We start from the raw sequence: 22,213 nt of genomic DNA, 5'->3' as shown, positions 1-22,213 counted from the left end.
GCGGCCTCACTCCCAGACAAAAGCGGTGTTGGCATCGAAGGGATGGGTGGCGCGCCAGTGCCGCGCGATGTCGACGCGCCGGCACACCCAGACGCGGTCATGCTTCTCGATATGGTCCAGGAAGCGCTGCAGCGCGCGCATGCGGCCGGGCTTGCCCAGCAGCCGGCAGTGCATGCCTATGCTCATCATCTTCGGCGCCTCGTCGCCCTCGGCATAGAGCACATCAAAGCTGTCGCGCAGGTACTCGAAGAACTCGTCGCCATGGCTGAAGCCTTGGGGCAGGGCGAAGCGCATATCGTTGCAGTCCAGGGTGTAGGGCACGACCAGGTGCGGGGCCAATGCGCCGTCGCTCTTCCTGACCTGCAGCCAGAAGGGCAGGTCGTCGCCGTAGTAGTCGCTGTCGTACTCGAAGCCGCCATAGTCGGCCACCAGGCGGCGGGTGTTGGGGCTGTCGCGGCCGGTGTACCAGCCGGAGGCGCGCTCGCCGGTCAGGCGCTGCAGCAGGTCCATGCCGATCTCCATATGCTGGCGCTCGGTGGCCTCGTCCATGCCCTGGTAGTGGATCCAGCGCCAGCCGTGGCAGGCGATCTCGTGGTTCAGCTCGACCAGGGCCTTGGTCAGCTCGGGATGGCGCTCCAGCGCCATGGCCACGCCAAACACCGTCAGCGGCAGCGCGCGCTTCTCGAACTCGCGCAAGAGGCGCCAGACCCCCACCCGCGAGCCGTACTCGTAAATGCCTTCCATGCTCAGATGCCGCGCCGGGAAGGCCGGCGGGTTGAACATCTCGGAGAGGAACTGCTCGCTGCCGGCATCGCCATGCAGCACCGAGTTCTCGCCGCCTTCCTCGTAGTTCAGGACGAACTGCACGGCGATGCGGGCCTGGCCCGGCCACTGCGCATGCGGCGGCTTCTCGCCGTAGCCGATCAAATCTCTGGGGTACATGTCAGCCCCTCGTTCGATGAGTACATCGCCCGATCCCCCGAGGGGATGAGGCCCGCTTGGGGCGGCCGGGCGCTGGGCCCCGGCCGGTTTGCATCATTGTTTTCATGGTGAGAGCACGCTTTTCAAATCCTTGACACGCGGATTCAGCCGCAGATTCGCCTCGACATTGCCCAGATGCGCCTCCAGCAGCTTCAGCGCTGCCTTCTTGTCGCCGCGCTCCAGCGCGTCGACGATGGCTTCATGTTCGGCCTGCGATTCGGCCGCCGAGTGGCTGCTCTGATACATCAAGGCGATCAGCGAGCTGCGCGAGAGCAGATCGGTCAGCAGCTGGGCCAGCACCTCATTGCCCTGCATGCGCGCGAGGATCACATGAAAGTCGGCCAGCAGCCGGGTGCGGCCGCTGACATCGGTATGGGCCACCGCCTCGCGCTCGGCCTTCAGATGGGCGCGCAGCTGGGCGATCTGGGCCTTGGTGATGGAGGTGGCCAGCTGGCCGATCATCGCCGCCTCCAGCATCTTGCGCACCTCGAAAACCTGGCGCGCCTCCTCGACACTGGGCTGTGCCACAAAGGCGCCGCGCGCCGGCTCCAGCGTCACCAGCCTATCGCGGCTGAGCTGGTTCAAGGCCTGACGCACCAGCGTGCGCGAGACCTGGAAGATGTCGGCAATCTGCTGCTCGGCCAGCTTGGTGCCGGGCATCAGCCGGCGCTCGACGATGGCCTGGGTGATCGAGTCGGCGATCCGGTCGGTGGCGGTGACGGACTCGGCGGCCCGGTCGGAGACCGGTTCAAGAGGTTTGGCGGGCATTGTGTTCCGAAGTGTATACACTTTGCCGCTTGAACTCAGAGGAACAATCGATGGGCAAGCTCACCACCCATGTGCTGGACACCATGCACGGCAGCCCGGCCGCCGGCATGGCCGTGACCCTGTACCGCCTGGACGGGCGCGAGGCCCGCGAGCTGAAGACCCTGAGCCTGAATGCCGACGGGCGCGCCGACGGCCCGCTGCTGGAGGGTCAGGCCTTGCTGGTCGGGCGCTACCGCCTGGTGTTCGGCGTTGCGGCCTATTTCAAGGCGCGCGGGGTGCATTTGCCCGAGCCGGCTTTCCTGGACGAGGTGCCGCTGGACTTTGGCATCGCCGATGTGGCCGGCCACTACCATGTGCCGTTGCTGGCCAGCCCCTGGAGCTATTCCACCTATCGCGGTAGTTGACCGACCATGCGCGATTGGCAGCTTCTGCAGCGGGCGCTGGCGCGCGAACCTGCGGTACTGGTCACGGTCGAACGGGTCGAAGGCAGCGGCCCGCGCGAGGTCGGGGCCTGGATGGCGCTGACGCCGGACCGGCTGTTCGCCACCATAGGCGGCGGCCAGCTGGAGTTCGAGGCGATCGCCCAGGCGCGCGCCGCGCTGGCGGCCGGCGTCGTGGCCGAGCCGCTGCGCCGTTATGCACTGGGCCCCAGCCTGGGGCAGTGCTGCGGCGGCATCGTGTATCTGCGCTATGAGCTGCTGGGTGCAGCGGATATCGGCGGCCTGCGGGCGCGGCTGGCGCAGGAAGACCGTCTGATGCCGGTGGCGCTGTTCGGCGGCGGCCATGTGGGGCGGGCCATCATCGCGCTGCTGGGCCGGCTGCCGGCCCGGGTGCTGTGGGTGGACAGCCGCGACGAGATCTTCCCGGCCGAGCTGCCCGACAAGGTGGTCGCCGAGCATTCCGAGCCGGTGCAGGCGGCGGTGCAAGACCTGGCCCCCGGCTCCCAGGTGCTGATCATGAGCTTCAGCCATGCCGAGGACCTGGACGTTGTCGCCGCCTGCCTGCAGCGCCAGCGTGAGCGCGGCGATCTGCCCTATGTCGGCCTGATCGGCAGCAAGAGTAAATGGGCCAGCTTTCGCCAGCGCCTGCTGGCACGCGGTTTTTCCGAGGTCGAGCTGGCTCATGTCACCAGCCCGATCGGCGTGGCCGGCATCAGTGGCAAGCAGCCCGAGGTGATCGCGGTCGCGGTGGTGGCGCAGCTGCTGCAGGGCTGGGGCTGACTCGGTGCGACAGCGCACCGACGCCGCCGCGGCATCGGCGCACTCTGGGCTTGTGGGCGGTGGCCTTTGAGCCAGCGCTTGATCGGGTCGATCGATCGCAGCCGCAAGAAGTGCCGGTTTCGCCCCAAAGTTGGCGCTGCGCATTTCCGGCGTCATGAGGAGCAGCAGATGCTCGATTCATCACCCCGAAGCGCAGCGCCGCGCTACGAGCTGCGTTTCACCAGTCTCTTCGATCGCGGACGCGGCTATGCCTTCCCCTGCGATGCCCAGGGCTGCGTCGCGCTGGACCTGCTCAGCGAATGCGCGCGCAACAATTACTTCTATGCCCGCGCGGTGGTGGGCATGGAATTGTCGCCACCTGGCGTGCTGGCGACCGGCCCCCCGATCTGAGGGGGAAGTCATCGGGCTGTCGCCGGCCTGTCATCGAGGCCTCCTAACTTGCCGACTTTGGTCACAACCAGCAAGCCAGGAGCTCAAGATGATGCGCAAGACGATTTCCAACGGCCTGATCGCCGCCACTCTCGGCCTGGGCAGCCTCGCTGCACAGGCCCAGGTGCAGATCACCGAGTGGCTCTACAACACCTCGGAATTCATCGAGTTCACGAATCTGGGCAGCACGGCCGTGGACTTCAGCGGCTGGTCCTTCGACGACGACTCGCGCCTGGCCGGCGTCGTCAGTCTGTCGGGCTTCGGCCTGGTGGGCGCCGGCGAGTCGGTGATACTGGCCGAGTCCGATGCGGCCGATTTCCGTGCCGCCTGGGGCCTGGCCGCCAGCGTCAAGGTGATCGGCAATAACGGCACCAATCTGGGTCGCGCCGACGAGATCAATCTGTTCGACGGTGCCGGCCAGCTGGTCGACCGCCTGACCTATGGCGACCAGGCGCGCGGCACGGTGCGCGCCGACACGCGCAGCGGCAACCCGCTGAGCCTGGCCGATCTGCAGCAGACCACGCCCACCCGCTGGGTGCTGGCCTCGGACGGCGATGCCTTCGGCTCGCGCCTGTCGCTGGACGGCGGCATCGGCAACCCGGGCCAGTTCGCGCTGGCCGTGCCCGAGCCTTCGAGCTACGCGCTGCTGATCGGTGGCCTGGCCCTGCTGGCCGGCGTGGCACGCCGCCGCGCGAAGTAAGCAAAAAGGCGGGCACGATCATGAGCATCAAGAAAACCCTGCTGGCGCTGGCCCTGTCCGTGGGCGCTTTAGGCGCCTCGGCCGCCGGCCTCGATCTGTCGCGCTACCAGCTCGGCGCCAACTACGCGCTCGACACGCTGGGCGGCATGGGGCTGGAGGCCTCGGCCGTGACCTATGCGCGCGACCGCAACAGCCTGTTCTTCGTCGGCGACGAGGGCCTGGGCGTGGTCGAGATCTCGCTGACCGGCCAGACTTTGGGCAGCATGCGCTTCTCCGGCTGGCCGGCCAACAGCACGCACCACGACGCCGAGGGCCTGGCCTATCTGGGCAATGGCCAGCTGGTGGTGGTCGACGAGCGGCCGCAGGATGCGCACCGCTTCAGCTACCAGGCCGGCGGCAGCATCAATCTGGCGAATGCCCAGTCGGTGTCCTTTGGCGGCAATGCCGGCAATCTGGGCACCGAGGGCATCAGCTACGACCCGCGCAACGGCGGCAGCTTCGTCACCGTCAAGCAGGGCAGCCCGCAGGCCGTGCTGGCCGGTGGCCTGAACTTCGCGACCGGCGCCTCGACGATGAGCGCGTTGTTCAACCCGGCACTGCTGGGCCTGGCCAGCCTGTCCGATGTGCAGACCCTGGCCTCGGTCGATGCGCTGGCCGGCACGGCGGCAGCCGACCATCTGCTGATACTGAGCCTGGAATCGCAGCGCCTGGTCGAGGTCAACCGCAGCGGCCAGGTCCTCTCCAGCCTCGACCTCAGCGGCCTGACCCCGCAGGCGATCGAGGGCGTGACGGTGGACGAGAAAGGCATCATCTACCTGGTCGCCGAGGACTCCGGCTTCGGCAACTCGCGCCTGATCGTGCTGACCCCGGTGCCCGAGCCGGCCAGCGTGATGCTGATGCTGGCGGGCCTGGGCCTGCTGGGCTGGCGCGCAAGACGCCGTTGAGCGGCGCTGAGCGGCGCTGAAAGCCGCCGGGGCGCGGCGATGGTGTGAAGCAAAACTGTATACACTTCTGCTCACACATCGCCGCGGCGCCCGGGTGCAGCCATCCGGTCAGCGCGATGCTTCGCCGGTTCACAGCGCCCGCAGTGGTGGGCCGGCCCATCGTCCGCTGGGTGCTGCTGCATGGAAACTTATCTGCTCGACTGGGCCAATCTGCTCTTGCGGTGGCTGCATGTCATCGTCGGCATCGCCTGGATCGGCGCCTCCTTCTATTTCGTCTGGCTGGACAACCATCTGCTCAAGCCCCAGGCCACCGACCTGAAGGCCAAAGGTGTCGACGGCGAGCTGTGGGCCGTGCACGGCGGCGGCTTCTACAACCCGCAGAAGTACCTGGTGGCGCCACCCGATCTGCCCCAGCAGCTGCACTGGTTCTACTGGGAGAGCTACTGGACCTGGATGAGCGGCTTCGCGCTGTTCGTCGTGCTCTACCTCTTCAATGCCGAGAGCTTTCTGATCGACAGGCGGGTGTTCGATTGGGGCGCGCCAGCAGCGATCACGGCGGCGCTGGGTTTCCTGGCCGCCGGCTGGCTGGTCTATGACCAGATCTGCCGCCGCTTCGGCCACACCAAAGACGGCAGCATCGGCAATGACGGTCTGGTGCTGGGCCTGATCGCGGTCTTTGTCGTCGCGGCCAGCTGGGGCGCCGGCCAGCTGTTCGCCGGCCGCGCGGCCTTTCTGATCATCGGCGCGATGCTGGCGACGATGATGAGTGCCAATGTGTTCTTCTGGATCATCCCGGGTCAGAAGCAGGTGATTGCCGATATGCGCGCCGGCCGTCCGGTGAACCCGGTGTTCGGCCAGCGCGGCAAGCAGCGCAGCGTGCACAACACCTATTTCACGCTGCCGGTGCTGATCGCGATGCTCAGCAACCATTACGGCATGCTTTACAGCCATGCCCAGGGCTGGCTGGTGCTGGTGCTGCTGATGGCGGTTGGCGTGCTGGTGCGGACCTGGTTCGTCAAGCGCCACAAAGGGGTCAACGCCTGGGGCCTGATCGTCGCGGCCCTGGCCCTGCTGGCCGCGCTGATCGTCTGGATGGCGCCGGCCAAGCCAGGCGCCACGGCCGCAGCGCCCGCGCCGACCCTGGCCCAGGTGCAGGCCGTGATCGAACAGCGCTGCGCGATGTGCCACAACGCCCAGCTGGCCCAGAAGGGCATGCAGCTGCACACGCCGGCGCTGATCGAGCAGCATGCCCAGGCCATCTACCAGCAAGCGGTCGTGCAGAAGATCATGCCGCTGAACAATGCGACGCAGATCACGGACGAGGAGCGGGCCCTGCTGGGGCGCTGGTTCGAGGGGCGGCAGGCGGGCGCTCGTTGAGCGAGGCGAGGCGTGTTGGCGCCTCAGCTTCTTGAATCAAAGGCTTCCGGCAGCAGATCGTTCTCGAATCTTCTTGCTTGCTTGGACGCATTGACCAGCATCGCGGGATCGAGGTCGCCGCTCGCAGCGAGCCACATCGTGAACGAGGTGGAATCAAGCGCAAGGATCTGCACCCCGGCGGGGAGCCGATGGCTCTGTTTCATCGCGGACGCCACGCTGGCCACCGTGGCCCACGCATCAATCCGGCCCAATGTCAGCTTTCTGGCGTTCGCAATTTCGGCAGGGGCCACATCGATGTTCTTGAGTCCCAGCGCCATCAAGCGCCCGAGTACGAATGCGCTTCGCACCGACCCTACCTTCAGCGCTCGGAGGTCGGCCAGTTCCTGGCCACGCTGGGCCGCCTCGGGAGAGAGCACCAGCACCAGGCGGTCGCGTGCGAGCGGGGTCAGCCATTGCCATGCGGATTCCCGTTCCGGCGTTCTGGCCAAGGGGAAGAGCAGACAGTTGCCCCGCGCGGCGGTGATCATCGCCCGGGCCCAGGGCATCCAGCAGATCTGGGTTGCGACCTGCGGCCACAGGACATCGATCACTCTTTTCTCCAGAGCCCCGCCTGACTCGATGGCGCCGCCAAAGTAGCCGGCCAGTATCCTCGGCTTGCCGGACGAACCCGCTGGCGATGCCGAGATCGGGCCGGCGGCAAGCAGCAGCGCGCTTGAGAGAAAAGCTCGCCGTGAAGACCGCCCGCCGACCGGACCGCTCTCGTCAGAGGCGCCTCCGTGATGGACTTGTGCAGCATCAGCGCCGAGGCCGGACGTGTCGGGCAATTCCATCGTGGCACCTCTTGGTGGTTTCTGATCGGTCGTCGTCCTAGAAGTTAGTCAAGCGGCCAGCCGTTCACAGGCGTTCGGGCTGAATGCTCCGTGCAGATGCATTGAATGACCGACGCGTGAAGGGGCGGGCTACAGGGGCTCGAGCGTCTAGACTGCAGCATCGGCCACAAAGGCCTGGTCCCAGGGGAGGGGCTGATGGAATCTGTTTTCAACCTGCTTGCGTGGTCGTTTGTTGAACTGCTGCTGGTCGGCACCGGCCGTGCGGTGGTGCGGCTGTTGACGCTGGGGCGCTGGCGCGGCGAACAGTTCGCAGGCGACGAGTCGCGCATCTATGGACCGGCCGGAGCGCTGTCCTTCCGGCGCGATGGCCAGCGGGTGATCACGAAGTCCGGTCTGTTTGCGGCTGGGCTGCTGTTCTATCTGGTGACCGTGACGACGCTTTTTGGGCTGTTGTAAGGCATGCCGCAGCAAGCAAGCCGACAGTCAAACATGCCTATCAACCTCGTCAGCTACTTCGAGATCCCCGTGCTGGACCTGGATCGAGCCGTGGCCTTCTATGAAAAAGTGTTCGCTGTCGAGCTGCAGCGGACGCAGATCGATGGCAACGAGATGGCCTTGTTTCCCTGGCAGGACGACGCGCCGGGCGCATCCGGCGCCCTCGCCAAGGGCGACAGCTATATGCCGGGCAGGGCCGGCGCGCGGATCTACTTCGGGGTCGAAAGCGTCGAGGCCACGTTGGCAGTGGCCGTCGCGGCCGGGGCCTCGGTGCTGTATCCGGTGACCGCCGTGCCCGGCGCCGGCTGGGTCGCGGAGTTTCTGGACAGCGAAGGGAATTGCATCGCGCTGCAGGGTTCGGCGCGGTGATGGCTGGCGCGCAGTGCTCATCGTTCTCGTGGCCCATGCCAGACAATGTTCGAGCGCTACAGCACAGCGGCCCGGTCCATCGAAATCGGCCCTCGGCTCGCACCATCCGCAGTTCCGAATGCAGCAAAGGATGCCATCCATGAACGCAAGCTCACGTCAGACAGCCCCCGTGACCATCGCCTCGCTGATGGCGATCGCGGCCCTGGCACTTCACTCCGGCGCCTACGCGATCAACGCCAAATACGCGCAGCAGCTGGAACGCTCCGGCTGCACCCAGGTCAGCGAAGCCCAGGGCTGCGACATCCGCAAGACCAAGGCCGAAAACGCCAAGGCCGGCTTCGTCATCATCAGCAACAACAGCGGCGCCGCCTCGGACGCCGCGCCTCAGACCGCCGCCCCGTCGGCCGCCACGCCCTATGCCGGTCAATGGGTCGCCAAGTCGGACTCGGGCGCCACGGTGGCCACGATACGCATCGATGCCAAGGAGCGTGTCTGGGTGAACGGCAAGCCCGTCAAAGCCAAGCGCAGCGACGGCGGCCTGATGTTCAAGTCCGGCACCATCACTTTCCGCATCCAGGGCGACCGCCGGCTGAAGGGCGAAGACAGCTGGACCGACAGCGATGCGGGTACGAAGGGGTTGATACAGGCGGGGTGAGGGGGCGAGGACTGGCAGGGTGCTCGCGTGAGGTCTCCCGAGCTGCAGGAGATGCGAGACCTTACCCTCAAGCCCCGGGGTTCGGCCTCACAGAGGCCGCAGTGTGCATGACGAGCGTTCTTCAAAGTCGCCGTCGGGCAGCCCCCAAGCATGTGAATAGGTCAGCGAACCGTCCGCCGCAATGGCGGCACTGATTTCTTCTCTGAATGCGCTCTGGTCATCTCGGCTGCCGCTGGCGAACGTGGCTGCCGCCTCGCTTTGCGCGATTGCTCGATGCGTCAGGATTCCTGGCAGTTCCGACATCAGTGGCCAGAGCGTCAAGGTTCCGGTCATGTCTGGTGCCAAGAGCGTGCACTCAGCGTGCGCGACTTCGTTGCTTGCGAGCTTGGCCTCGTAATGGAGTATCAGCCCCTCTCCCCCAAGCAGCTTCTGGATTCGAATGGTTCCGACAAAGTTCTCCCCCTCGTGATTGACGCCCGTACCTTGGTACTCGGATGGGCCAGCGCAGAGAAGAGAGAGGACGGTCATGTGATGCCTGGACACAGGGGCGGGGTCAGGTCTTGAATTTGAAGTTCAATTTCAAGACCTGACCCCGCCACCCGCTCGGCTCTCTATTCCGTGAAAATCAGCAAAAATCGATTACTTGAGCCTGCGTTGTTGCGGAACTATGTCCAAGGTTTACTTGCGAAGATTGCTGAATCGCCTGGTGAGACCTGCGAGAAGGGCAAGGCCGGAAAGCATCAGCGCGTAGGTATGTGGCTCGGGAACTGCCGGACGCACATCTCCAGCATAAACTGCAAGACCATAACCGCTGTTGCCTGAATTGCTCGTCAACTGTTCCCCACTGAACAGATTGAATGCCCATCTCCGCCAAGGTTCGGCGGCGTTCGCCACGCCAATCCAGTTGGTGCTGCGCAAGTTCTGAAAGTCGCCCGTGTTTCTTAGATCCCACCCAGGCTGCGAACTGCTGCCCGAGCCTGGCTCATAGAACGACTTGTTGCCTAAAGTGACGTGAAACAGATGGGCGATCTCGCTATAGACAATCTGATCACTCTCATACTTGTCGAGAACGCCGCTTTTGGTTTGGACGTTGTAGCCGCAGTCTGTGCCTCCCGTTCTTAGGTAGTCACATCCTGGGGCGTTGGTGTCGGTCATGGTGGGTAGGCGCCAGCCACCTATGCCGAAATGACTCTGTTCCGCCCATGACTTGGCTGCACTCCAGTTCATCTCGTGTTCGCTACCGGAGCGTAGCCACGTGATGTTGAGTGTGGTGTCGTAAAAGGCCTCTGGGCCGTTGGCAGAGTTGCCGTCCAAATCGCGCGCCTGCAGCGTATTTTCCCATGTGCCTTGGCCGGCGATGCCGACGGCATGGCTGTTGGCTGCCAGCGAAGCGCATGCAATCGCCGTCAAACATTTCAATCGAATTCGCATCGTTATCGTCCCTGTGTTTCGAGGTGGTTTGGTAGCAGGCCATATGGTACGGCGACGGGAGGATACCAACGGCTGCAAATGGTGGGGCGGTATGGCTAGTCCCGCGAATAGGGGGGCTTCGATCAATCAAACACTGGCGAACTGTCTGACCTTGATCTCGATATCGTAAGCCAGCCGGTTCATCAGCTTGCGCTCGGACATACTGGCGAAGTCGCCGCGCAGCATGGCGGAGACCTTGGGCTGAGGGATGCCCATACGACGGCCGGCTTCAACCTGGCTGAGGCTCAGGCGGCGCATCGCACGGGTGATCTCGATCACCAGGCCGGACTTGGTCCTGAGCTTCTCGGCGTCGGGCAATTCGACATCGGCAAACACATTGCCCGATCCCATTTCGATCGCGATGGCTTCATCAGCCTTCTTCATTCTTGCTGCCATATCGCATCTCCTTGACGTAGGCCTCGGCCGCTTTCAGCCGATCGCGGATGAGGTCTATGTCCGCGAAGCTCTACCCCATTAAGCGTATACAACACCGCCTGCTCCCCCCGACAAAAGCCATACAGCTGCAGCCCGGTCCGGCGCGCGATGTCGACCGCCAGCGTGGTCGGGGCCGAGATCGTGGCCAGTGCGGGCACGCCCAGGCGGGCGCATTTGAGCACCAGCTCGTAGCTGGCGCGGCTGGACATGATGACGAAGCCGCCATCGTCGCATCGCTGTCCGTCGAGCAGGCGCCGGCCCAGCAGTTTGTCGAGCGCGTTGTGGCGGCCCACGTCTTCCATCACCAGCAGCAGGTCGCCGTCCGGCGTGGCCCAGGCGGCAGCGTGGTGGGCGCCGGTCTGCGCGTTCAGCGGCTGCAGTGCCGGCAGCTGTGCGAAGGCGCGGGCCACGGCGGTGGCGGCGATCTCGCGGCGGGCTGTGGCGGCCAGCGGCTGCGGGGCCAGGTCGAGCTGGCGCAGGCTGTCGATGCCGCACAGGCCGCAGCCGGTGCGGCCGACCAGGGTGCGGCGCCGCTCCTTCAAGCGCATCTCGGCGCTGGCCGCCACCTGCAGCTGCACCTCGCAGCCTTGCGGCTGCAGCAGCAGCTCGATGCCATAGCATTCGGCGCGCGACTGCAGCAGGCCTTCCGACAGCGCGAAGCCCAGCGCGAAGGCCTCCAGATCGGCCGGCGTGGCCATCATCACGGCCTGCGAGATGCCGTTGAAGACCAGGGCCACCGGCAGCTCCACCGCGACCTGGTCGAGCTGTGCTTGCCGCTCTTCGCCGCTGATGCGCTGCACCGCCAGGGCCTGGATAGTCTCGCCTGTCGTCACCGGCATTGCGCGCGCCCCTGCTCGGTCAGATGCACCAGCCAGCGGCCGCTGCCTTCCTCATCGCAGGCCAGCCGCACCCAGCCCGGGCCGGCGACGCCGCCCAGCCGGGCGTCGCTGAGCAGCGTGTATTCGCGCATCAGCAGGCTGACATTGAGGCCCAGGCGCTTGCCGATGCGGGTCAGCGCGACGCCCCGGCCCCCGTTCTCCTGATCGAACTCGGCCAGCGTGTGCAGCAGGTTCTCAGACAGCAGCGTGGACACTGAGCTTCACCGGGATCGATTTGGAAGTGGGCGTGCGCGCATCGATGGCAAAACTCTGCAGCGGCACCAGCGGATTGGTCTCCGGGTAGTAGCTGGCCAGGCAGCCGCGCGGGATGTCGTACTCGACCAGCAGGAAGCGCTCAGCGTGGCGGCTTTGCCCGTCGTCATAGAGGCTGGTGATGTCCACCCAGTCACCGGCCTTCATGTCGATCTGGCGCAGGTCCTCGGCATTGATGAAGACCACGCGGCGGTGGCCCCAGACGCCGCGGTAGCGGTCGTCCATGCCGTAGATCGTCGTGTTGTACTGATCGTGCGAGCGCACCGTCGCGAGCGCGAACACGACGCTGTCTTTTTGCTGCTGCTGCCGGCGTCGGGCGCGATGCACGCTGGTATCGGTGGGCACGGCGTGGCAGCGGAACTCGGCCTTGCCCGAGGCCGTGGCCCAGACCCGCTCCGACGCGGTGTTGCGCAGGCGAAAGCCGCCGGGCGTCTTGATCTTCTCGTTGAAGCCGGCGAAGTCGGGGAACACCGCTTCGATCTTGTCGCGGATCGCCGCATAGTTGCCGGCCAGCGCCAGCCAGGGCGTGCGGCTGGCCGGCAAGGTGGCGGCGGCCAGGCGGGCGACGATCATCGGCTCGGACAGCAAGTGCTCCGAGGCCGGTGCGTTCAGCCCGGCCGACAGATGGACCATGCTCATCGAGTCTTCCACCGTCACGCCCTGCGGCCCGCCGGCCTGCATATCGATCTCGGTGCGGCCCAGGCAGGGCAGCAGCAGGGCCTGGCGGCCGTGGACCACATGGCTGCGGTTGAACTTCGTCGCCACATGCACGGTCAGCGCGCAGCGCCGCAGCGCCGCCCAGGTGGCGGCGGTGTCAGGTGTTGCCGCAGCGAAATTGCCGCCCATCGCGATGAAGACCTTGGCCTGGCCGTCGCGCATGGCCTCGATCGCGCCGACCGTGTCGACACCCTGCGCGCGCGGCGGCTCGAAGCCGAACACCTCGCCCAGGCGGTCCAGAAAGGCGGCGGCGGGCTTCTCGTAAATGCCCATCGTGCGGTCGCCCTGCACATTGCTGTGGCCGCGCACCGGGCAGGCGCCGGCGCCGGGCCGGCCGATATTGCCGCGCAGCAGCAGCAGATTGGCAATCATCTGTATCGTCGCCACCGCATGCTGGTGCTGGGTGATGCCCATGCCCCAGCAGACGATCACGCGCTGGCTGCCGGCATAGAGCTCGGCGGCCTGGTGGATCTGGGCCTGGCTCAGGCCCGACTCAGCCACGATCAGGTCCCAGGACTCGGCGCGCAGATCGGCGATCAGCGCCTCGACGCCCACCGTGTGCGCGGCGATGAAGTCGCGGTCCAGCACCGGCGCCGCATCGTCCAGCTCGATCAGCCGCTTGCAGATACCTTTGAGCAGGGCCAGATCGCCGCCGATCTTGAGCTGGAAGTAGTGGCTGCTGATGGCCGTCGAGCCGAAGGTGGCCATCTCCAGCTTGTTCTGCGGGTCGGCAAAGCGCTCCAGGCCGCGCTCGCGCAGCGGATTGAAGCTGACGATCTTCGCGCCGCGCTTGGCGGCCGCGCGCAGCTCGCCCAGCATGCGCGGGTGATTGGTGCCGGGGTTCTGGCCGAAGATGAAGATCGCATCGGCCTGCTCGAAATCATCCAGGGTCACCGTGCCCTTGCCAACGCCGATGGTCGGGCGCAGTCCCGAGCCGCTGGGCTCGTGGCACATATTCGAGCAATCGGGGAAGTTGTTGGTGCCGAACTCGCGCACGAAGAGCTGGTACAGGAAGGCGGCCTCGTTGCTGGTGCGGCCCGAGGTGTAGAAGATCGCCTCGTTGGGGTCGGCCAGGCCTTGCAGCTCGCGCGCGATCAGCGCAAAGGCATCGTCCCAGGCGATGGCGCGGTAGCGGTCGCTGGCCGCGTCGTAGACCATGGGTTCGGTCAGGCGGCCGGTGGCCTCCAGCGCGAAGTCGCTCTCCTGCGCCCATTCGCTGACGGTCTTGGCGCCGATCACGGCGGGCGTGGCGCGCCGGCTGGTGGCCTCGGCCGCGACGGCCTTGACCCCGTTCTCGCAGAACTCGAAGCTGGACGCATGGTTGCGGTCGGGCCAGGCGCAGCCAGGGCAGTCGAAACCGTCGGGCTGGTTGGCGTGCAGCAGGGTTCTTGCGCCCTTGGCGACGATGTCCTGCTCGAACAGCTGCCGGGCCACGCTTCTCAGCGCGCCCCAGCCGCCGGCCGGGCCTTCATACAACTCGATTTTCTGTTCGCTCATGTCCTGCCTGCAGACTTGCCATCCCAGGCAGGAGCGTATCAGTTGGCGAGCGCTATCTGAACAGGCCCGGCAGCCACAGCGAGAAGGCCGGCACATAGGTCACCAGCATCAGGGTCGCGGTCAGCGCGCCGTAAAAGGGCAGGATGGATCGCATCACCTCGCCCACCGAGATCTCGCCGATCGCGCAGCCGACGAACTGGGTGCTGCCCACCGGCGGGGTGTTCAGCCCCAGCGCGCAGTTGATCAGCATCATGATGCCGAACTGCACCGGGCTCATGCCGAACTGCTGGCAGATCGGCAGAAAGATCGGCGTGCAGATCAGGATGGTGGCCGCCATGTCCAGAAAGGTGCCGAGCAGGAACAGCAGGATGTTGACCATCAGGAAGATCACCCAAGGCGAGCTGGTGATGGCGGTCATCAGCTCGCCGGTCTTCTGCGGCACCTCGTACAGCGCCATGAAGTAACCGAAGGCCGAGGAAATGCCGATCAGCAGCAGCACCACGCCGGTGGTCTTGCAGGCCTTGGCGCAGGCCTTCAGAAAGTGCGGCCAGCTCAGCGAGCGGTAGACGAAGACCGTGATCAGCAGCGCCCAGAACACCGCGGTGGCTGCCGACTCGGTGGCGGTGAAGACTCCGCTGAGAATGCCCACCAGGATGATGACGACGATCAGCAGGCCCGGCAGCGCGCCGATGAAGGCGGCCAGCACGGCGGTCCAGCCGGGGAAGGCGCCATGGGTCGGGTAGCCGCGCTTGACCGCGACGCCGTAGGCGGCGGCCAGGTTCGCGAGGGTCAGCAGCACGGCCGGGATCAGCGCCGCCAGGATCAGGTCGAACACGCTGACCGCCGCGATGCCGGCGGTGGCCAGCGTGAAGATGATCAGATTGTGCGAGGTAGGCATCAGCGCGCCGACCAGCGAGGCGTGGGTGGTCACATTGACCGCGTAGTCGGCGTGATAGCCCTGCTTCTTCATCAGCGGGATCATCACCGAGCCCATCGCCGACACATCGGCCAGCGGCGAGCCGGCCACGCCGCCGAACAAGGTGCAGCCCAGCACATTGCTCATGCCCAGACCGCCGCGCACATGGCCGACCAGGCTGTTGGCAAAGCGCACGATGCGGTCGGCGATGCCGCCGTGCAGCATCAGCTCGCCGGCAAAGACGAAGAAAGGGATGGCCAGGAAGGAGAACACCTGCATGCCGCCGACCATCTTCTGGAACACCACCGCCACCGGCAGGCCGGCGGCGATGATGGTGGCCACCGAGGCCAGGCCTATCGCAAAGGCCACCGGCACGCCCAGCAGCAGCAGCACCGTGAAACTAATCCCGAGAACAGTCAATTCCACGCTGGCTCCACAGTCTCGCCCTTCAGCAGCGCGACGATATGTTCGATTGAAAACAGCACGATCAGCACGCCGGCGATCACGATGGGCACATAGTCGATGCCCTCGGGCACATTGAGCATGGGCTTGCGCTCGTTCCACTTCAGCGTGGCCCAGAGCCAGCCGCTCTTGGCCATCAGCGCGCCGAACAGCGCGACCAGCGCATGGATCAGCAGCTCCAGCTTGTGCCGCAGCTTCTCGGGCAGCAGGGCCGCCAGCGACTCCAGGCCGATATGGCCGGCGTCGCGCACCCCGACCGCGACGCCGAAGGCGGTCACGAAGAGTATCAAGAGCATCGCCAGCGCCTCGGCCCAGGTGGGGGTGTCGTTGAACACATAGCGGCCCACCACCTGGAATTGCACGCACAGCACCACCGCGATCAGGCCCGCCACCGCTGCCATCAGGGCCAGCTTGGACAGGCCCGCGCAGAGCCTGGTGAAGCGGCTCACTGGGTGTCCTGCACCGCCTTGACCAGGCGCTGCAGATCCGGCGTGGTCATGAACTTGGCGTAGACCGGGCCCATCTGGGCCTGGAAGCCGGCCTTGTCGACCTCGACGATCTCGGCCCCGCCGGCCTTGACCGCGGCCAGGCTCTTGGCCTCCTGCTCGTCCCACTTCTTGCGCTGGAAGGCCACCGATTCCTTGGCCGCCGCGCGCACCAGGTCCTGGTCGGCCTTGGGCAACTTGTCAAACACGGCCTTGCTCATCAAGAGCATCTCGGGCGCCATCGAATGTTCGGTCTTCGAGTAGTACTTGACCGCCTCGTAGTGCTTGAAGCCGTCGTAGGAGGGCACATTGTTCTCGGCCGCATCGATCAGCCCGGTCTTCAGCCCGGTATAGACCTCGCCGATCGGCATCGGCGTCGCGTTCGCGCCCATCGCGCTGACCAGGGCCACCCACAGATCGCTCTGCTGCACGCGGATCTTCATGCCCTTGGCATCGGCGACGCTCTTGACCGGCTTGCGGCCGTAGATCGAGCGGGCGCCGCTGTCATAGAAGGCCAGGCCGACAAAGCCCTGGGCCTCGCAGCTCTTCAGGATCTCCTCGCCGACCGGGCCGTCCAGGCTCTTGCGCATATGTTCGACCGAGCGGAACAGAAAGGGCATGGTCGGCACCTGGGTCTTGGCGCAGATCGCATTCATCGGGCTGATGTTGACGCGTGTCATCTCCAGCGCGCCGATCTTGACCTGGTCTATGGTCTCCTTCTCGGTGCCCAGCGCGCCCTTGTTGAAGACCTTGATCTTGTGCTTGCCGCCGCTCTTCTGGGCCAGCAGCTCGCTCATGTACTTGACGGCGGCCACGGTGGGGTAGTCGTCGGCGTTGTGCACATCGGCCGAGCGGAACTCGATCGCGGCGGCGTCCTTGCCCATCAGCGCGAGCGCGGCGAGGGCCAGGCTGGCCAGCTTGTACTGTTTCATGGTGTTGTCTCCTTGATCTCGGTGCAGGGGTGGGGTGTTTCCGGAAGTCCTTGAACGCCGGGGTGCAGCGCAAACAGCGCGCCGTCCAGCGGGTTTGTCGTGACGCCCTCTTCGGGGCGCATCGAGGCGATCACCAGCAGGTCCAGCGCCGGCCCGCCGAAGGCGCACATGGTCGGCTTGGCCACCGGCAGCGCGATGCGGCGGTCCAGCCGGCCGGCCGGCGTGTAGCGCAGCAGCGCCGCGCCGTCGTTGGCGCAGATCCAGTAGCCGCCCTCGGCGTCGACCGCCGCGCCATCGGGGCGGCCCGCCGGCAGCGCGGTGATGAAGTCGCGCGGCGCGCCGGCGCGGCCGGTCTCGCTGTCGTAGTCGCAGGCCCAGACCCGGGCCTGCGAGGCATGCGAGTCGCTGAAGTACAGCGTGCCGCCGTCGGGGCTGAAGCCCAGGCCATTGGCCACCAGCAGATCCTCGCGCAGCGCCGGTTGCCAGGGGCCTGCCTCGCCCGGCGCGGACAGGCGCGCCAAGCGGCCCTTGGCTTCGCGGGCCGTGCCGCCGGCCATATGCAGGCTGCCGACCCAGAAGCGGCCCTGGCGGTCGCAGCGGCCGTCGTTGAAGCGCATATCGGCCCCATGCGGCGCGGCGGCGAGCAGGCGCAGCCCGGCGGCAGCGCCGTCGTCGAGATCGAGCGCATAGACGCCGTCCTGCAGCGCCGCGATCAGCCCGCCGCCCTCGCGCAGCGCGATGCAGCCGATCTGCTGCGGCAGCGCCCAGCTGCGTGCCGCTGCGGCCGAGCCGTCGTGGCGCCACAGGCGCCGGCCGCTGATGTCGACCCAGAAGAAGGCCGCCGCCTCGGCCGACCACAGCGGGCTTTCGGCGAGCTGGCTGTCGCCCTGCCACCAGAGCTCGGGCGTCATGGCTTGGCCCGCTGGGTTTCAAAGGGGCCCAGGCCCAGAAAGCTGCCGCCCTGCAGCCGCGCCATCGGCGTGCCGGCGGGGAAGTCGATGGCGCCGACGCTGGCGCGCCAGGCCTCGGCGCTGTCCTGCGGGCGGTAGCCGATCTGCGCCCAGCCGTCCTCGCTCCACCAGCGCTCGGGGTTGGCCGAGACGCCATAGACCGTCAGGCAGCCGACCGCCGGCGCGCGCAGCGCCGCCAGCACCAGGCGCTGCAGGTCGGCATGGCTGAGCCAGGTGGACAGCGCGCGCGCGTCGGGCGGCTCGGCCGTTGCGGTGCCTATGCGCAGGCAGACCGACTCGATGCCGTAGCGGTCCCAGTAGAGCCGGGCCATGCCTTCGCCGAACAGCTTGCTGAGGCCGTAATAGCCGTCCGGCCGTGGCTGGTCCTGAGGGCTCAGCGCGGCGCCGCGCTCGTAGCCCCCGGTCACATGGTTGGAGCTGGCGAAGACGATGCGGCGCGTGCCGGCCAGGCGGGCCGCCTCGTAGAGATGGAAGACCCCGTCCAGATTGGCCGGCGCGATCTGCTCATAAGGGCTCTCGACGCTGACGCCGCCCAGGTGCACGACGGCGTCGACACCCTGCAGCAGGGCCTGCACCGCAGCGCGGTCGGCCAGGTCGCAGGGCTGCTGCTCTTCATGCGCGGCCAGGCCGCCGGCCAGCGGCAGGCGGTCGCTGAGCCGCAGCCGGTGGCAGGCCCGGCCCAGCGGCGCGCGCAGCACCCTGCCCAGGGTGCCTGCGGCGCCGGTCAGCAGCCAGGTCGATGGCGTCTTGTCGTCTGGGTTCATGCGGCCTCATGCGGCTTCAGGGACAGCCCTGTGCCCGAAATGAAAGTGTCTTCATAGAATATCGAAACACTGTTTCGGAAATTCTAGGGGATTCCATGAGGATCGATCGATGGCGCTCGCCGCATGACTGATTCCGCGATCCCTTGGTGACCGTGGCCGGCCAGCCCTGCCATACCGGCCGGATCAGCCTGGTCGGCAATTGGCTGCGCCACAGGCCCGGCCCGCATCGGCCAAGAGCCACTCAGGGCAGCGGCGCCCACCCCCCCGGCGCGCCCGTCGCGATGGTGGAGTTGTGGAAGATCTCGGCGCGGCTGCTCAGGCCGGCGTCGCTGCCCAACTGCTTGGCCAGCAGCACCGTCTTGTCGGTGCCGCCGAGCTTGACGGTCGCGCTGCCCAGTCTGGCGCTCAGGTCCAGCGGCGCGCCATCCAGGTCCAGGCTGCCGATCTCGCGCCAGCCCGCCGTGTCGCTCGCGCCGCCATCGCTGCCGCCGGCCCAGGGGGGCGGATTGCTGCCGCAGCCGCCCGTGCCCTGGCCGGTCTTGCTGCTGCCGCTGCCGACACACCAGCCGATCGGCAGGATGTGGGCGCCGATGCGGCTGTTGACGAAGGCGATATTGTCGACATAGGCGCTCGACGCGGTGCCGCCGCTGCGGGCCAGATAGGCTTGTGTGACGCCGGGGCCGGCGGTGAGGCGGCTGTTCAGGAACACAAAGCCCTTGTCTCCGGCGGTGGCGCGGGCCTGCAGGATGTAGCCGGGCGAGTTGCTGGCGGGGTCGGCCACCGAGCGGATCTCGCTGTCCTCGAACAGGCTGGCCATCGCACCGCCCCAGATGAAGTCCACATTGCCCTCGACCAGGGACTGGTAGATCCAGTTGTAGCCCTTGAGCTGCAAGGTGTCCTGCTGGCTGATGAAGTTCATCTGCTTGGCGACCAGGCGGCCGGCAGCGGCCGTCGTGCTGGTGTTGAAGTACAGGGCCTCGGCCTGGTTGTCGTAGAGCGTGCTGCGCTCGTGCGGGTTCTTCAGCGTGAAGTTGATGAGGCTCAGCAGGTCAGCGCTCTCGACCAGCAGCACCGAGCGTCCGCCGCCCAGCACGCGGTGGCCTGCCGTGCGGCCCGAGCTGGACAGCGCCGTGCCGGGTGTCGCAGTGCTGGCGCCGCTGCCGGCGTTGAGCGACTCGAAATTGGCCTCGCCGACCACCACGCCTTCGCGGCTCTCGCCGACCAGGCTCAGGTTGTGGACACGCCGCAGCACGGCCAATTCAGGATAGTGGCCGTTGGCGATCTCTATGGTCTTGGGCGTGGCCACGGTGTTGCAGCCGTAGTCGGCCGGGCTGCCGGTGGCGCAGTGTTTCATGACCCAGTTCAGCGCGCCCTGCAGCGTGCGGAAGTCGGCCGCGCTGCCGCCGTCGTCGACGCGGACCTGGGTGTAGCTGCTCGGCGCGGCGCGGGTCGTGAAGCGCCAGCCATCGGCCTTGGCTATGCCGGCAAAGGGCGTGCCCTTGATCGTGCCGCTCAGCACGGCGGCGTCCATGGTCACGTAGTAGGCGGTGCTGAAGTCCAGCTTGCCGCTGCGCAGCTTGACCAGGGCCTTGCTGCCCTGCACGCTGAGCGGCCGGTACCAGACCCAGCGGGCCAGCGCCGGGTTCTCGGGCATCGCGCCCAGGCCCAGCGCATCGATCTCCAGATTGGTCCGCGCCAGCAGGGTCTGGGTGTCGCCGGCCGAGGGGGCGGTGGAGAGGTCCAGGCTGTCGACCAGCGCATCGTCGCTGGCGCGGCGGATCTGGATCAGGCCGCTGCTGCCGATCAGCGGCGGCGCATCGAAGGCCAGCGCGAGCCGGGTGTCGGTGGGCACGCCGGTCTCCTGGGCTGCCGGGACCTGGGTGCCGGCCACATCGTCGACATTGCCAGAGCCGCTGATCTGGGTCGTCAGCTTGCCGGCGCCGGCCTGGGCCAGCGCATTGGCCTTGGCGAGGACCGCGGGCCGGGGCTTGTAGGCGTAGGGCGGCGCCCAGGCGACCGGCGCGCTGGCCACGCTGCAGGCGCCCAGCGCCGCGTTGTTGAGCGTGGAGCCGCTGTCCTTGAAGCCGCCGCTGCGGTCGGCGCTGGGATGGCTGACCAGCGCGTCGCAGCCGGCCGCGCCCTCGATCACGAAGACATTGCTGTGCGACAGGACTTGCGCGGCCTTGCCGATGCCGACGCTGTAGCTGTGGGCGTAGGGGCTGGCGCTCTTGCTGCCGGTGAAGACGTTGTTGAACAGATGGACCTGGCCGAAGCGCACGCGCGGCACGCGCTGGCTGACGCCGCTGAACACATTGTTGGCGATCGTCACGCGCAGCTTGCCGGCATCGCTGGTCTGGCTGTCGGAGCCGCCGATCAGCATGGTCTTGTCATGCTGGCTGACGAGGTTGTAGGACAGCGTGACTAGGTCGGCGCCCTTGGTGATGTCGATCGCGCCGTCATGGCATTGCCTGAGCTTGCCGTTTTCTATGGGCAGCTGGTCGTCGGTCAGCGGTGCGTCGGTGATGGTGTTGTGGTCGATCCAGACCTGGGTGGCCGTTGTGATCGCGATTGCGTCATAGGCCGAGTTCCAGTTGCCCAGGGCGCCGTCGCTCGGATCCCAGACGGGCGCCACATCGCAGGGGGCGACGATGTGCAGATTGCGCACGATCACCTGGCTGACGCCGCTGATGTCGATATGGCCGTTGACAAAGCCGGCCCCCGGACCCTCGCCGACCAGGGTGGTGTGGCTGGGCAGCTTGATGCGGGCGCGGGCCTTCTGATCGGCGGCGTTGCTGAAAGGCCGGCCCTCGCTCATGTCTATGGTGCCGGCCACCTTGATGATCTTGGCCAGATTGCCGCCATTGGCCAGCGCGGCCAGCAGCTCGGCGCGGCTGCTGACCGTGTAGATGCGCTCGGGTGTTGCGGCAGCGCCGCCCACGGTGCCGGCGCCCCAGCCGTCCGCGGGCGCGGCCTGCTGGGCCATGTCAACCGCGCCGGCCTGCAGCACCGAGAACAGGGATAGCAGCGGCAGCAGGGCGAGAACGTGCTTCTTGCTCATGCCTGGCCTCCCTGACGGCGACGCAGTGCGGCCAGCCCGACAAGGCCGGCGGCCAGCAGCGCGATGCTGGCCGGCTCCGGCACCGGGGCCAGACTCAGCTGCAGCTCGAAAGTGGGGTAGGCGTCGTGCGTGAAGCCCAGGTCGCCGAAGCTGATGCTGACGCTGCTGAGCCCCAACAGCGTCGCGGTGACGGTGCCGCTGCTGAGCTGGCTGCTCTCGCTGAGTGTGATGCCGCTGATCGCGGCGCCCAGTCCGGCGAAGTCCAGGCTCAGCGTCGCGCCGGCCATGCTGCCGCTGCCGCTGTTGTCGTAGAAGCGGATCAGGCCGTTGCTGAACAGATCGATGGCCAGCGCGTTGTCGGCGCTGAGGTATTCCAGCTCGCTGTCGCTGAGCGTGGCGATATGGCTGCCGGCGCCGCTCTGGTAGCCCTGGTCCCAGCCGAGCAGGCTGGGCTGGCCGTCGAGCAGCGCGGTCACGGTGGTCTGGGCCAGGGCGGCGCCCGGTGCTAGCAAGCAGGCGAGCAGGCATTTCAGAAGAAGAGGTCTCATGCGCTTTGTCTCCGATGCCGTCGAGCGGCTTGTTGTGGG

At 67.0% G+C, this 22,213-nt stretch carries 25 protein-coding genes; 9 read left to right on the top strand and 16 right to left on the bottom strand.

Annotated features, from left to right (window positions below; translation table 11 throughout):
- Positions 1-6 precede the first annotated feature (6 nt).
- Together puuE and O5M90_RS09610 are read right to left on the bottom strand one after the other, a co-directional pair.
- Positions 7-942 carry an allantoinase PuuE gene (gene puuE, locus O5M90_RS09615; protein ID WP_269838733.1) on the bottom strand — a complete coding sequence of 312 codons (936 nt, stop codon included), beginning with the start codon at positions 940-942 and terminating at the stop codon, positions 7-9.
- 102 nt (positions 943-1,044) lie between these two features.
- Complete coding sequence (locus O5M90_RS09610) at positions 1,045-1,749, bottom strand: GntR family transcriptional regulator (RefSeq protein ID WP_269838734.1); 705 nt, start codon at positions 1,747-1,749, stop codon at positions 1,045-1,047.
- Between the two features lie 50 nt (positions 1,750-1,799).
- Here O5M90_RS09610 and uraH point away from each other — a divergent pair, with 50 nt between their 5' ends.
- The 6 genes from uraH to O5M90_RS09580 all read left to right on the top strand — a co-directional run bounded on the left by uraH (position 1,800) and on the right by O5M90_RS09580 (position 6,419).
- Entirely contained in the window at positions 1,800-2,153 is a 354-nt protein-coding gene (gene uraH / locus O5M90_RS09605; RefSeq protein ID WP_269838735.1) for a hydroxyisourate hydrolase, read from the top strand.
- Between the two features lie 6 nt (positions 2,154-2,159).
- On the top strand, positions 2,160-2,969 hold the full coding sequence (gene xdhC / locus O5M90_RS09600; RefSeq protein ID WP_269838736.1) for a xanthine dehydrogenase accessory protein XdhC: 810 nt from the start codon (positions 2,160-2,162) through the stop codon (positions 2,967-2,969).
- A gap of 78 nt (positions 2,970-3,047) precedes the next feature.
- Positions 3,048-3,359, top strand: a complete 312-nt coding sequence (locus tag O5M90_RS09595) for a hypothetical protein (protein WP_332909460.1) — start codon at positions 3,048-3,050, stop codon at positions 3,357-3,359.
- 88 nt (positions 3,360-3,447) lie between these two features.
- The gene (locus O5M90_RS09590; RefSeq protein ID WP_269838737.1) at positions 3,448-4,098 is read left to right on the top strand and encodes a lamin tail domain-containing protein; all 651 of its coding nucleotides are present in this window, start codon (positions 3,448-3,450) and stop codon (positions 4,096-4,098) included.
- A gap of 20 nt (positions 4,099-4,118) precedes the next feature.
- Positions 4,119-5,042 carry an SdiA-regulated domain-containing protein gene (locus tag O5M90_RS09585; protein WP_269838738.1) on the top strand — a complete coding sequence of 308 codons (924 nt, stop codon included), beginning with the start codon at positions 4,119-4,121 and terminating at the stop codon, positions 5,040-5,042.
- 180 nt (positions 5,043-5,222) lie between these two features.
- Positions 5,223-6,419 carry a urate hydroxylase PuuD gene (locus tag O5M90_RS09580; RefSeq protein WP_269838739.1) on the top strand — a complete coding sequence of 399 codons (1,197 nt, stop codon included), beginning with the start codon at positions 5,223-5,225 and terminating at the stop codon, positions 6,417-6,419.
- Between the two features lie 23 nt (positions 6,420-6,442).
- Here O5M90_RS09580 and O5M90_RS09575 read toward each other — a convergent pair whose 3' ends face one another.
- On the bottom strand, positions 6,443-7,249 hold the full coding sequence (locus O5M90_RS09575) for a hypothetical protein (RefSeq protein ID WP_269838740.1): 807 nt from the start codon (positions 7,247-7,249) through the stop codon (positions 6,443-6,445).
- A 195-nt stretch (positions 7,250-7,444) separates the two neighbouring features.
- Here O5M90_RS09575 and O5M90_RS09570 point away from each other — a divergent pair, with 195 nt between their 5' ends.
- The 3 genes from O5M90_RS09570 (at position 7,445) to O5M90_RS09560 (ending at position 8,768) form a co-directional block, all read left to right on the top strand.
- Complete coding sequence (locus O5M90_RS09570; protein ID WP_269838741.1) at positions 7,445-7,705, top strand: hypothetical protein; 261 nt, start codon at positions 7,445-7,447, stop codon at positions 7,703-7,705.
- A 33-nt stretch (positions 7,706-7,738) separates the two neighbouring features.
- The gene (locus O5M90_RS09565) at positions 7,739-8,113 is read left to right on the top strand and encodes a VOC family protein (protein WP_269838742.1); all 375 of its coding nucleotides are present in this window, start codon (positions 7,739-7,741) and stop codon (positions 8,111-8,113) included.
- Between the two features lie 139 nt (positions 8,114-8,252).
- The gene (locus tag O5M90_RS09560; protein ID WP_269838743.1) at positions 8,253-8,768 is read left to right on the top strand and encodes a hypothetical protein; all 516 of its coding nucleotides are present in this window, start codon (positions 8,253-8,255) and stop codon (positions 8,766-8,768) included.
- Between the two features lie 87 nt (positions 8,769-8,855).
- On the opposite strand, the gene O5M90_RS09555 is transcribed toward O5M90_RS09560, so the two are convergent.
- The 13 genes from O5M90_RS09555 to O5M90_RS09495 all read right to left on the bottom strand — a co-directional run bounded on the left by O5M90_RS09555 (position 8,856) and on the right by O5M90_RS09495 (position 22,174).
- A complete protein-coding gene (locus O5M90_RS09555) occupies positions 8,856-9,296 on the bottom strand; it encodes a hypothetical protein (RefSeq protein ID WP_269838744.1) in 441 nt (146 codons plus the stop codon).
- 150 nt (positions 9,297-9,446) lie between these two features.
- The gene (locus O5M90_RS09550) at positions 9,447-10,199 is read right to left on the bottom strand and encodes a PEP-CTERM sorting domain-containing protein (protein ID WP_269838745.1); all 753 of its coding nucleotides are present in this window, start codon (positions 10,197-10,199) and stop codon (positions 9,447-9,449) included.
- A gap of 126 nt (positions 10,200-10,325) precedes the next feature.
- Positions 10,326-10,634 (bottom strand): helix-turn-helix domain-containing protein, encoded by a 309-nt coding sequence (locus O5M90_RS09545; protein WP_269838746.1) that lies wholly within the window; start codon positions 10,632-10,634, stop codon positions 10,326-10,328.
- Positions 10,619-11,512 carry a formate dehydrogenase accessory sulfurtransferase FdhD gene (fdhD, locus tag O5M90_RS09540; protein ID WP_269838747.1) on the bottom strand — a complete coding sequence of 298 codons (894 nt, stop codon included), beginning with the start codon at positions 11,510-11,512 and terminating at the stop codon, positions 10,619-10,621. The genes O5M90_RS09545 and fdhD overlap by 16 nt, the downstream gene beginning before the upstream one ends.
- Positions 11,503-11,766 (bottom strand): hypothetical protein, encoded by a 264-nt coding sequence (locus tag O5M90_RS09535; protein ID WP_269838748.1) that lies wholly within the window; start codon positions 11,764-11,766, stop codon positions 11,503-11,505. The genes fdhD and O5M90_RS09535 overlap by 10 nt, the downstream gene beginning before the upstream one ends.
- Positions 11,747-14,038, bottom strand: coding sequence for an FdhF/YdeP family oxidoreductase (locus O5M90_RS09530; protein WP_269838749.1), 2,292 nt, complete (start codon positions 14,036-14,038; stop codon positions 11,747-11,749). The genes O5M90_RS09535 and O5M90_RS09530 overlap by 20 nt, the downstream gene beginning before the upstream one ends.
- 52 nt (positions 14,039-14,090) lie before the next feature.
- Positions 14,091-15,380: a TRAP transporter large permease gene (locus O5M90_RS09525; protein WP_269838750.1), complete on the bottom strand. Its 1,290-nt coding sequence runs from the start codon at positions 15,378-15,380 to the stop codon at positions 14,091-14,093.
- The gene (locus O5M90_RS09520) at positions 15,371-15,817 is read right to left on the bottom strand and encodes a TRAP transporter small permease (RefSeq protein ID WP_269838896.1); all 447 of its coding nucleotides are present in this window, start codon (positions 15,815-15,817) and stop codon (positions 15,371-15,373) included. The genes O5M90_RS09525 and O5M90_RS09520 overlap by 10 nt, the downstream gene beginning before the upstream one ends.
- Positions 15,818-15,861: 44 nt before the next feature.
- Complete coding sequence (locus tag O5M90_RS09515; RefSeq protein WP_269838751.1) at positions 15,862-16,833, bottom strand: TRAP transporter substrate-binding protein; 972 nt, start codon at positions 16,831-16,833, stop codon at positions 15,862-15,864.
- On the bottom strand, positions 16,830-17,744 hold the full coding sequence (locus O5M90_RS09510) for an SMP-30/gluconolactonase/LRE family protein (RefSeq protein ID WP_269838752.1): 915 nt from the start codon (positions 17,742-17,744) through the stop codon (positions 16,830-16,832). Before O5M90_RS09510 ends, O5M90_RS09515 begins: the two co-directional genes overlap by 4 nt.
- Entirely contained in the window at positions 17,741-18,568 is an 828-nt protein-coding gene (locus tag O5M90_RS09505; protein ID WP_269838753.1) for an NAD-dependent epimerase/dehydratase family protein, read from the bottom strand. Before O5M90_RS09505 ends, O5M90_RS09510 begins: the two co-directional genes overlap by 4 nt.
- Positions 18,569-18,809: 241 nt before the next feature.
- A complete protein-coding gene (locus O5M90_RS09500) occupies positions 18,810-21,626 on the bottom strand; it encodes a pectate lyase family protein (RefSeq protein ID WP_440401990.1) in 2,817 nt (938 codons plus the stop codon).
- Positions 21,623-22,174, bottom strand: a complete 552-nt coding sequence (locus O5M90_RS09495; RefSeq protein ID WP_269838755.1) for a PEP-CTERM sorting domain-containing protein — start codon at positions 22,172-22,174, stop codon at positions 21,623-21,625. Before O5M90_RS09495 ends, O5M90_RS09500 begins: the two co-directional genes overlap by 4 nt.
- Positions 22,175-22,213 lie beyond the last annotated feature (39 nt).

Origin of the sequence: Paucibacter sp. M5-1 (assembly GCF_027498415.2) — a bacterium.
Classification (GTDB): domain Bacteria; phylum Pseudomonadota; class Gammaproteobacteria; order Burkholderiales; family Burkholderiaceae_C; genus Roseateles_E.
Note: the sequence above shows the minus strand (reverse complement) of the source record. Positions and strands in the feature narration are given on the sequence as shown.

Bases quoted from the DNA above. Each gene is read 5' to 3' on its own strand.
- puuE (WP_269838733.1), bottom strand. From the start codon at position 942: ATGTACCCCAGAGATTTGATCGGCTACGGCGAGAAGCCGCCGCATGCG.
- O5M90_RS09610 (WP_269838734.1), bottom strand. From the start codon at position 1,749: ATGCCCGCCAAACCTCTTGAACCGGTCTCCGACCGGGCCGCCGAGTCC.
- uraH (WP_269838735.1), top strand. From the start codon at position 1,800: ATGGGCAAGCTCACCACCCATGTGCTGGACACCATGCACGGCAGCCCG.
- xdhC (WP_269838736.1), top strand. From the start codon at position 2,160: ATGCGCGATTGGCAGCTTCTGCAGCGGGCGCTGGCGCGCGAACCTGCG.
- O5M90_RS09590 (WP_269838737.1), top strand. From the start codon at position 3,448: ATGATGCGCAAGACGATTTCCAACGGCCTGATCGCCGCCACTCTCGGC.
- O5M90_RS09585 (WP_269838738.1), top strand. From the start codon at position 4,119: ATGAGCATCAAGAAAACCCTGCTGGCGCTGGCCCTGTCCGTGGGCGCT.
- O5M90_RS09580 (WP_269838739.1), top strand. From the start codon at position 5,223: ATGGAAACTTATCTGCTCGACTGGGCCAATCTGCTCTTGCGGTGGCTG.
- O5M90_RS09575 (WP_269838740.1), bottom strand. From the start codon at position 7,249: ATGGAATTGCCCGACACGTCCGGCCTCGGCGCTGATGCTGCACAAGTC.
- O5M90_RS09570 (WP_269838741.1), top strand. From the start codon at position 7,445: ATGGAATCTGTTTTCAACCTGCTTGCGTGGTCGTTTGTTGAACTGCTG.
- O5M90_RS09565 (WP_269838742.1), top strand. From the start codon at position 7,739: ATGCCTATCAACCTCGTCAGCTACTTCGAGATCCCCGTGCTGGACCTG.
- O5M90_RS09560 (WP_269838743.1), top strand. From the start codon at position 8,253: ATGAACGCAAGCTCACGTCAGACAGCCCCCGTGACCATCGCCTCGCTG.
- O5M90_RS09555 (WP_269838744.1), bottom strand. From the start codon at position 9,296: ATGACCGTCCTCTCTCTTCTCTGCGCTGGCCCATCCGAGTACCAAGGT.
- O5M90_RS09550 (WP_269838745.1), bottom strand. From the start codon at position 10,199: ATGCGAATTCGATTGAAATGTTTGACGGCGATTGCATGCGCTTCGCTG.
- O5M90_RS09545 (WP_269838746.1), bottom strand. From the start codon at position 10,634: ATGGCAGCAAGAATGAAGAAGGCTGATGAAGCCATCGCGATCGAAATG.
- fdhD (WP_269838747.1), bottom strand. From the start codon at position 11,512: ATGCCGGTGACGACAGGCGAGACTATCCAGGCCCTGGCGGTGCAGCGC.
- O5M90_RS09530 (WP_269838749.1), bottom strand. From the start codon at position 14,038: ATGAGCGAACAGAAAATCGAGTTGTATGAAGGCCCGGCCGGCGGCTGG.
- O5M90_RS09520 (WP_269838896.1), bottom strand. From the start codon at position 15,817: ATGGCAGCGGTGGCGGGCCTGATCGCGGTGGTGCTGTGCGTGCAATTC.
- O5M90_RS09515 (WP_269838751.1), bottom strand. From the start codon at position 16,833: ATGAAACAGTACAAGCTGGCCAGCCTGGCCCTCGCCGCGCTCGCGCTG.
- O5M90_RS09510 (WP_269838752.1), bottom strand. From the start codon at position 17,744: ATGACGCCCGAGCTCTGGTGGCAGGGCGACAGCCAGCTCGCCGAAAGC.
- O5M90_RS09505 (WP_269838753.1), bottom strand. From the start codon at position 18,568: ATGAACCCAGACGACAAGACGCCATCGACCTGGCTGCTGACCGGCGCC.
- O5M90_RS09500 (WP_440401990.1), bottom strand. From the start codon at position 21,626: ATGAGCAAGAAGCACGTTCTCGCCCTGCTGCCGCTGCTATCCCTGTTC.
- O5M90_RS09495 (WP_269838755.1), bottom strand. From the start codon at position 22,174: ATGAGACCTCTTCTTCTGAAATGCCTGCTCGCCTGCTTGCTAGCACCG.